Origin of the sequence: Aeromonas sp. DNP9 (genome assembly GCF_001728955.1) — a bacterium.
GTDB lineage: Bacteria > Pseudomonadota > Gammaproteobacteria > Enterobacterales > Aeromonadaceae > Aeromonas > Aeromonas veronii.
Genome location: NZ_LYSQ01000053.1, coordinates 1 through 5,846, shown reverse-complemented (window position 1 = coordinate 5,846; position 5,846 = coordinate 1). Strand labels below are relative to the sequence as shown.

Annotated in this window: 9 protein-coding genes; all 9 read left to right on the top strand. The window is 54.4% G+C overall.

Going from position 1 to position 5,846, the window contains the following annotated elements; all coding sequences use genetic code 11:
• The first annotated feature begins 150 nt into the window (after positions 1-150).
• A complete protein-coding gene (locus tag A9G06_RS21055) occupies positions 151-867 on the top strand; it encodes a transcriptional regulator (RefSeq protein WP_005339902.1) in 717 nt (238 codons plus the stop codon).
• 24 nt (positions 868-891) lie between these two features.
• Positions 892-1,272, top strand: coding sequence for a RidA family protein (locus A9G06_RS21050; protein WP_005339904.1), 381 nt, complete (start codon positions 892-894; stop codon positions 1,270-1,272).
• Between the two features lie 84 nt (positions 1,273-1,356).
• Positions 1,357-1,749 carry a sulfurtransferase complex subunit TusD gene (tusD, locus tag A9G06_RS21045; RefSeq protein ID WP_069556524.1) on the top strand — a complete coding sequence of 131 codons (393 nt, stop codon included), beginning with the start codon at positions 1,357-1,359 and terminating at the stop codon, positions 1,747-1,749.
• A gap of 8 nt (positions 1,750-1,757) precedes the next feature.
• Entirely contained in the window at positions 1,758-2,117 is a 360-nt protein-coding gene (gene tusC / locus A9G06_RS21040; protein WP_069556523.1) for a sulfurtransferase complex subunit TusC, read from the top strand.
• Positions 2,118-2,124: 7 nt separating this feature from the next.
• Positions 2,125-2,403 carry a sulfurtransferase complex subunit TusB gene (tusB, locus tag A9G06_RS21035; protein WP_069556522.1) on the top strand — a complete coding sequence of 93 codons (279 nt, stop codon included), beginning with the start codon at positions 2,125-2,127 and terminating at the stop codon, positions 2,401-2,403.
• A 182-nt stretch (positions 2,404-2,585) separates the two neighbouring features.
• Positions 2,586-2,960 (top strand): 30S ribosomal protein S12, encoded by a 375-nt coding sequence (gene rpsL, locus A9G06_RS21030; protein ID WP_005306278.1) that lies wholly within the window; start codon positions 2,586-2,588, stop codon positions 2,958-2,960.
• Positions 2,961-3,053: 93 nt separating this feature from the next.
• Complete coding sequence (rpsG, locus tag A9G06_RS21025; protein WP_005339911.1) at positions 3,054-3,524, top strand: 30S ribosomal protein S7; 471 nt, start codon at positions 3,054-3,056, stop codon at positions 3,522-3,524.
• Positions 3,525-3,599: 75 nt separating this feature from the next.
• Positions 3,600-5,705, top strand: coding sequence for an elongation factor G (gene fusA / locus A9G06_RS21020; protein ID WP_005339913.1), 2,106 nt, complete (start codon positions 3,600-3,602; stop codon positions 5,703-5,705).
• A 54-nt stretch (positions 5,706-5,759) separates the two neighbouring features.
• On the top strand, positions 5,760-5,846 hold an 87-nt coding region (locus A9G06_RS22195; RefSeq protein ID WP_201796737.1), incomplete at its 3' end, for a GTP-binding protein.

The following is a 5,846-nucleotide window of genomic DNA, read 5'->3' as shown; positions in this document are numbered from 1 at the left end:
TAGACACCAATTCCTCGGCAAAGGTAGACGCAGCGCGGGTTTCAGGATGATCCAGAGCAAAGTTGTAGAGTAAAAAATCAAAAAAAGTTGACTTTACTCCCTTGCAATTTAAAACTCGGGAAAGTTGAATGGTTATTACAGGGGTAGAACATGACTGTCGGTATCGAGGAAGCCATGCTTCCCGAAGAACAGCTGATCAGCCGCACTTTTACAGATGAAGACAGGGAATTGTTGCGCTCATACGATGGGCTCATCGATGGCTTGGCCGAGCTGTTCGGCAAGCATTGTGAAGTGGTTCTCCACTCCCTGGAAAATCTGCACGAGTCGGTGATCAAGATCGCCAACGGCTTCAATACCGGACGCACCCTCGGGGCGCCCATCACCGATCTCGCCCTGCGCATGCTCAAGGACATCGAGAGCACCGGCCAAGATTACACCCAGAGCTATTTCGCTCGCAGCCGTACCGGTGCGCTGATGAAGTCGAGCACCATCGCCATTCGCAACAGCGAGCGGCAAGTAGTGGGGCTGATCTGCATCAACCTGCACATCAATGCGCCTTTCCACGAGTTCGTGGCAGAATTTTTCCCGACGCCCCAGCAGGCGGCGCGTCAGTCACCAGAGACCTTCGCCAATAGCGTGGAAGAGCTGGTTGCCCAGACGGTGGATAACACCATCGACGAGATCAACCGCGATCCCACTGTGGCCAACAATGCCAAGAACCGCTTCATCGTGACCCAGCTGTTCGAGAAGGGCATTTTCGACATCAAGGATTCGATCAATCTGGTGGCGGACAAACTCAATATTTCAAAACATACCGTTTATCTTTACATCCGACAGCGCAAGCAGGGTGAAGACGAGAACGAGTAACTCATTCCAGAAGGGGATAGATGAATGGCTAAAGAAGTGATTGCAACCGACAAGGCGCCTGCCGCGATTGGTCCGTATGTTCAGGCTACCAAGGTTGGCGAGATGATCTTCACCTCCGGGCAGATCCCGCTCGATCCTGCCACCATGGAGATCGTGGCTGGCGGCATCGAAGAGCAGGCCGAACGGGTGATGAAGAATCTGGTTGCCGTGTTGCACGCTGCGGGTGCTGATGCCAGCAAAGTGGTAAAAACCACCTGCTTCCTGAGCGACATGAACAACTTCGTTGCCTTCAACCAGGTCTATGCCCGCTACTTTGGCGATGCGGCGCCAGCCCGCTCCTGCGTGGAGGTGGCTCGTCTGCCGAAAGATGTGCTGGTCGAGGTCGAGGCGATTGCCCATCTCTGATCAACAGATCGAATCAAGCCCCTCCTGGCAGGGGCTTTTTTGTTTTTGGCGTAAAATGGACCGGGTCAGCACAGGAGTCCTGCTATGAGTCTGAGTTTTGCCATCCTGGTCACGGGGCCTGCCTATGGCACCCAATCAGCCAGCACCGCCTATCGTTTTGCCTGCACCCTGTTGGCACAGGGGCATACCTTGTCCCACCTGTTCTTCTATCAGGATGGGGTCTGCAACGGCAACGGTTTGCATCTGCCTGCATCCGATGAGACTGACCTGGTGCGTCTGTGGCGAGAGCTGGCAGAAGAGCAGGGGATCCGTGTCGACGTCTGCGTCGCCGCCGCCATGCGGCGCGGTGTGCTCGATGAACAGGAAGCCAAGGGGGCAGGGCAGGAGCACTTCAATCTGCAAGCGCCATTTTGCCTGAGCGGTCTGGGCCAGTTGGCCGAGGCTGCACTCACCGCCGATCGGCTGGTTCAGTTCTAGGGGGAGTCATGAGCAAGAAAATCGCCTTTATCTGCAGTCATGGCCCCCATGGCCATGCCGCCGGCCGGGAAGGACTGGATGCCATGCTGGCCACCTCGGCCATGACCGATGAGCTGGCCCTCTTCCTGATTGGGGACGGTGTGCTGCAACTGCTCAAGGAGCAGCAGCCTGCCGCCATTTTGCAGCGCCACTACGCGCCCACCTTCAAGATGCTGGAACTCTACGACATCGAAGAGGTCTATGTTTGTGCTGACTCGCTGGCAGAGCGTGGCGTGACAGTGGATGATCTGCTGATCCCCGTCGAGAGTCTGCCGCGCCAGGAACTGGCTCGGCGCTGGGCACAATGTTCGACTCACATCAGCTTTTGAGGTCTCCATGTTGCATCTGATATTGAACTCCCCCTTTCAGAGTCAGGCTCTGGCAGAGGCGCTCTCATACCTTCAGCCCGAGGATGAGCTGGTACTGATGCAGGATGCCGTGATTGCGGCATCGGCTCCCCAGTGGAGCGCGCGGCTGGCGGGTATCCCGCTTTATGTGATGCAGGAAGATCTGCAAGCTCGCGGTTTGCAGCATCGGGTGGGCAATGTGCTCGATATGGCGGGTCTGGTGGCACTGATTGCGCAAAAAGGTTCCCCGCGCACCTGGGGTAGCTGAGAAGCATATTTTCAAGAAAATTCAAGGTGATGTCGTGAAATCAAACGGATCCGAATTGCCCTTTTGTGACGCAAATTGTATAAATCTTGACTCCCCAGACAACAGGGCATAAAATTTCGCGTCCCCGTATCTGCGGGGAGGATTTTCCACACGTTTATGAAGTCATTATCAGGAGCCTTTTGATGGCAACTATTAACCAGTTGGTTCGCAAGCCACGCATCAAGCTCGTTGTGAAAAGCAACGTGCCGGCGCTGGAAGCGTGCCCTCAGAAGCGTGGCGTATGCACTCGTGTATATACCACCACCCCGAAGAAGCCTAACTCTGCACTGCGTAAAGTGTGCCGTGTACGTCTGACCAACGGCTTCGAAGTCACCTCCTACATCGGCGGTGAAGGTCACAACCTGCAAGAGCACTCTGTTGTTCTGATCCGTGGCGGTCGTGTAAAAGACTTGCCAGGTGTTCGTTATCACACCGTTCGTGGTGCGTTGGACTGTGCCGGTGTTAAAGACCGTAAGCAGGCTCGCTCCAAGTATGGCGTGAAGCGTCCTAAAGCTTAATGGTTCTCCGTTAAGTAAGGCCAAACGTTAATTCGTTTCTAGTTAGATAGCTTTCTAGTTTTGGGTAATCCCTGAAGTTACGGAGAATTTGAAATGCCAAGACGTCGTGTTGTTGGTCAGCGTAAAATCCTGCCAGATCCCAAGTTCGGATCAGAGCTGCTGGCTAAATTTGTCAACGTAGTAATGGTTGACGGTAAGAAATCTGTTGCAGAAGCCATTGTTTATGGCGCCCTGGACATCATTGCCACCAAATCTGGCAAAGAGCACCTGGCCGTATTCGAAGAAGCTCTGGATAACATTCGTCCGGCGGTCGAGGTTAAATCTCGTCGCGTCGGTGGTGCAACCTATCAGGTGCCGGTAGAAGTTCGTCCGGTACGTCGCAATGCCCTGGCAATGCGCTGGTTGGTTGATGCCGCTCGTAAACGTGGTGAAAAATCAATGGCTCAGCGTCTGGCTGGCGAGCTGCTGGATGCCGCTGACAATAAGGGTTCGTCTGTCAAGAAACGTGAAGACGTTCACCGTATGGCTGAAGCGAACAAAGCCTTCGCTCACTTCCGCTGGTAATCCGCTTGCGCAGGGTCTTTTGACTCTGCGCACCTTTAATTATCTAGGGACAAGCGCCTTAGTAAGAGGATGACAATGGCTCGTACAACCCCCATTGAGCGTTATCGTAACATCGGTATCTCCGCTCACATTGACGCCGGTAAGACTACTACTACCGAGCGCGTACTGTTTTACACCGGTGTAAGTCACAAGATCGGTGAAGTTCACGATGGCGCTGCCACCATGGACTGGATGGAACAGGAACAAGAGCGTGGTATCACCATCACCTCCGCCGCGACCACCGCTTTCTGGTCCGGTATGGGTAAACAGTTCCAACCGCACCGTATCAACATCATCGATACCCCGGGCCACGTTGACTTTACTATCGAAGTAGAGCGTTCAATGCGTGTTCTGGACGGTGCCGTGATGGTGTACTGTGCCGTAGGTGGCGTACAGCCACAGTCTGAAACCGTATGGCGTCAGGCTAACAAGTACAAGGTTCCCCGTATCGCGTTCGTCAACAAGATGGACCGTACCGGCGCCAACTTCCTGCGCTGCGTTGAGCACATCAAGACCCGTCTGAAAGGTACTCCGGTTCCCCTTCAGCTGAACATCGGCGCCGAAGAGAACTTCAAGGGCGTTGTTGACCTGGTCAAGATGAAAGCCATCAACTGGAATGAAGCTGATCAGGGCGTATCCTTCGATTACGAAGACGTCCCGGCCGAGTTGCTGGAACAGGCGCAAGAAATGCGCATGAATCTGGTTGAAGCCGCTGCAGAAGCGTCTGAAGACCTGATGGAAAAATACTTGGGCGGCGAAGAGCTGACCGAGGAAGAGATCAAAGGTGCTCTGCGTCAGCGCGTGCTGAACAACGAGATCATCCTGGTAACCTGTGGCTCCGCGTTCAAGAACAAGGGCGTACAGGCAATGCTGGATGCCGTGATCGAGTACCTGCCGGCTCCGACCGACGTTGCTGCCATCGACGGCCTGAAAATGGACGGCGAGACCAAAGACGAGCGTCATGCTTCTGATGACGAGCCGTTCTCTGCTCTGGCGTTCAAGATCGCTACCGACCCGTTCGTTGGTAACCTGACCTTCTTCCGTGTCTACTCTGGCGTGATCAACTCCGGTGACACCGTGCTGAACTCCGTCAAGGACAAGCGCGAGCGTTTTGGCCGTATCGTTCAGATGCATGCCAACAAGCGTGAAGAGATCAAAGAAGTACGCGCTGGTGACATCGCTGCTGCCATCGGTCTGAAAGACGTGACCACTGGTGACACCCTGTGTGACCCGAACGCACCGATCATCCTCGAGCGTATGGAATTCCCAGAGCCGGTAATTTCTATCGCGGTTGAGCCGAAAACCAAGGCTGACCAGGAGAAGATGGGTCTGGCACTGGGCCGTCTGGCTCAGGAAGATCCGTCCTTCCGCGTATGGACTGACGAAGAGTCAGGTCAAACCATCATCGCTGGTATGGGTGAGCTGCACCTGGACATCATCGTTGACCGTATGCGTCGCGAGTTCAAGGTTGAAGCCAACGTAGGTAAGCCGCAGGTTGCCTACCGTGAAACCATCCGTACCACCGTTAAAGACATCGAAGGCAAGCATGCCAAGCAGTCTGGTGGTCGCGGTCAGTACGGTCATGTTGTTATCGACATGTACCCGCTGGAAGAAGGCAAAGCCTACGAATTCGTCAACGACATCAAAGGTGGTGTCATTCCTGGTGAATTCATCCCGGGTGTTGATAAAGGTATCCGTGAGCAGCTCAAATCTGGTCCGCTGGCTGGTTACCCGGTTATGGATCTGGGTGTGCGTCTGCACTTCGGTTCTTACCACGATGTCGACTCTTCCGAACTGGCGTTCAAAATCGCTGCTTCCATGGCCTTTAAGGCTGGCTTCATGAAAGCCAACCCGGTTCTGCTCGAACCGATCATGAAAGTAGAAGTTGAAACTCCGGAAGATTACATGGGCGACGTTATCGGTGACCTGAACCGTCGTCGTGGCCTGATCGAAGGTATGGAAGATGGGCCGTCCGGCAAGATCGTACGTGCTCTGGTGCCGCTGGCCGAAATGTTCGGTTATGCAACTGCACTGCGTTCCGCTACCCAGGGTCGTGCTTCCTACGCCATGGAATTCGCCAAGTATCACGATGCACCGACCAACGTTGCACAAGCCGTGATCGAAGAGCGCAAATCCAAGTAATTTAAGATTCCCCGCCTACGACGGTAGGCGGGTTTAACCTAGAAGGACTACGTCGTGTCTAAAGAAAAATTTGAGCGTAATAAACCGCACGTAAACGTCGGCACCATCGGCCACGTTGACCACGGTAAAACCACCCTGACT

Coding starts and splice junctions, on each gene's coding strand:
- tusB (WP_069556522.1), top strand. CDS start 2,125: ATGTTGCATCTGATATTGAACTCCCCCTTTCAGAGTCAGGCTCTGGCA.
- rpsL (WP_005306278.1), top strand. CDS start 2,586: ATGGCAACTATTAACCAGTTGGTTCGCAAGCCACGCATCAAGCTCGTT.
- tusC (WP_069556523.1), top strand. CDS start 1,758: ATGAGCAAGAAAATCGCCTTTATCTGCAGTCATGGCCCCCATGGCCAT.
- A9G06_RS21055 (WP_005339902.1), top strand. CDS start 151: ATGACTGTCGGTATCGAGGAAGCCATGCTTCCCGAAGAACAGCTGATC.
- fusA (WP_005339913.1), top strand. CDS start 3,600: ATGGCTCGTACAACCCCCATTGAGCGTTATCGTAACATCGGTATCTCC.
- A9G06_RS21050 (WP_005339904.1), top strand. CDS start 892: ATGGCTAAAGAAGTGATTGCAACCGACAAGGCGCCTGCCGCGATTGGT.
- rpsG (WP_005339911.1), top strand. CDS start 3,054: ATGCCAAGACGTCGTGTTGTTGGTCAGCGTAAAATCCTGCCAGATCCC.
- tusD (WP_069556524.1), top strand. CDS start 1,357: ATGAGTCTGAGTTTTGCCATCCTGGTCACGGGGCCTGCCTATGGCACC.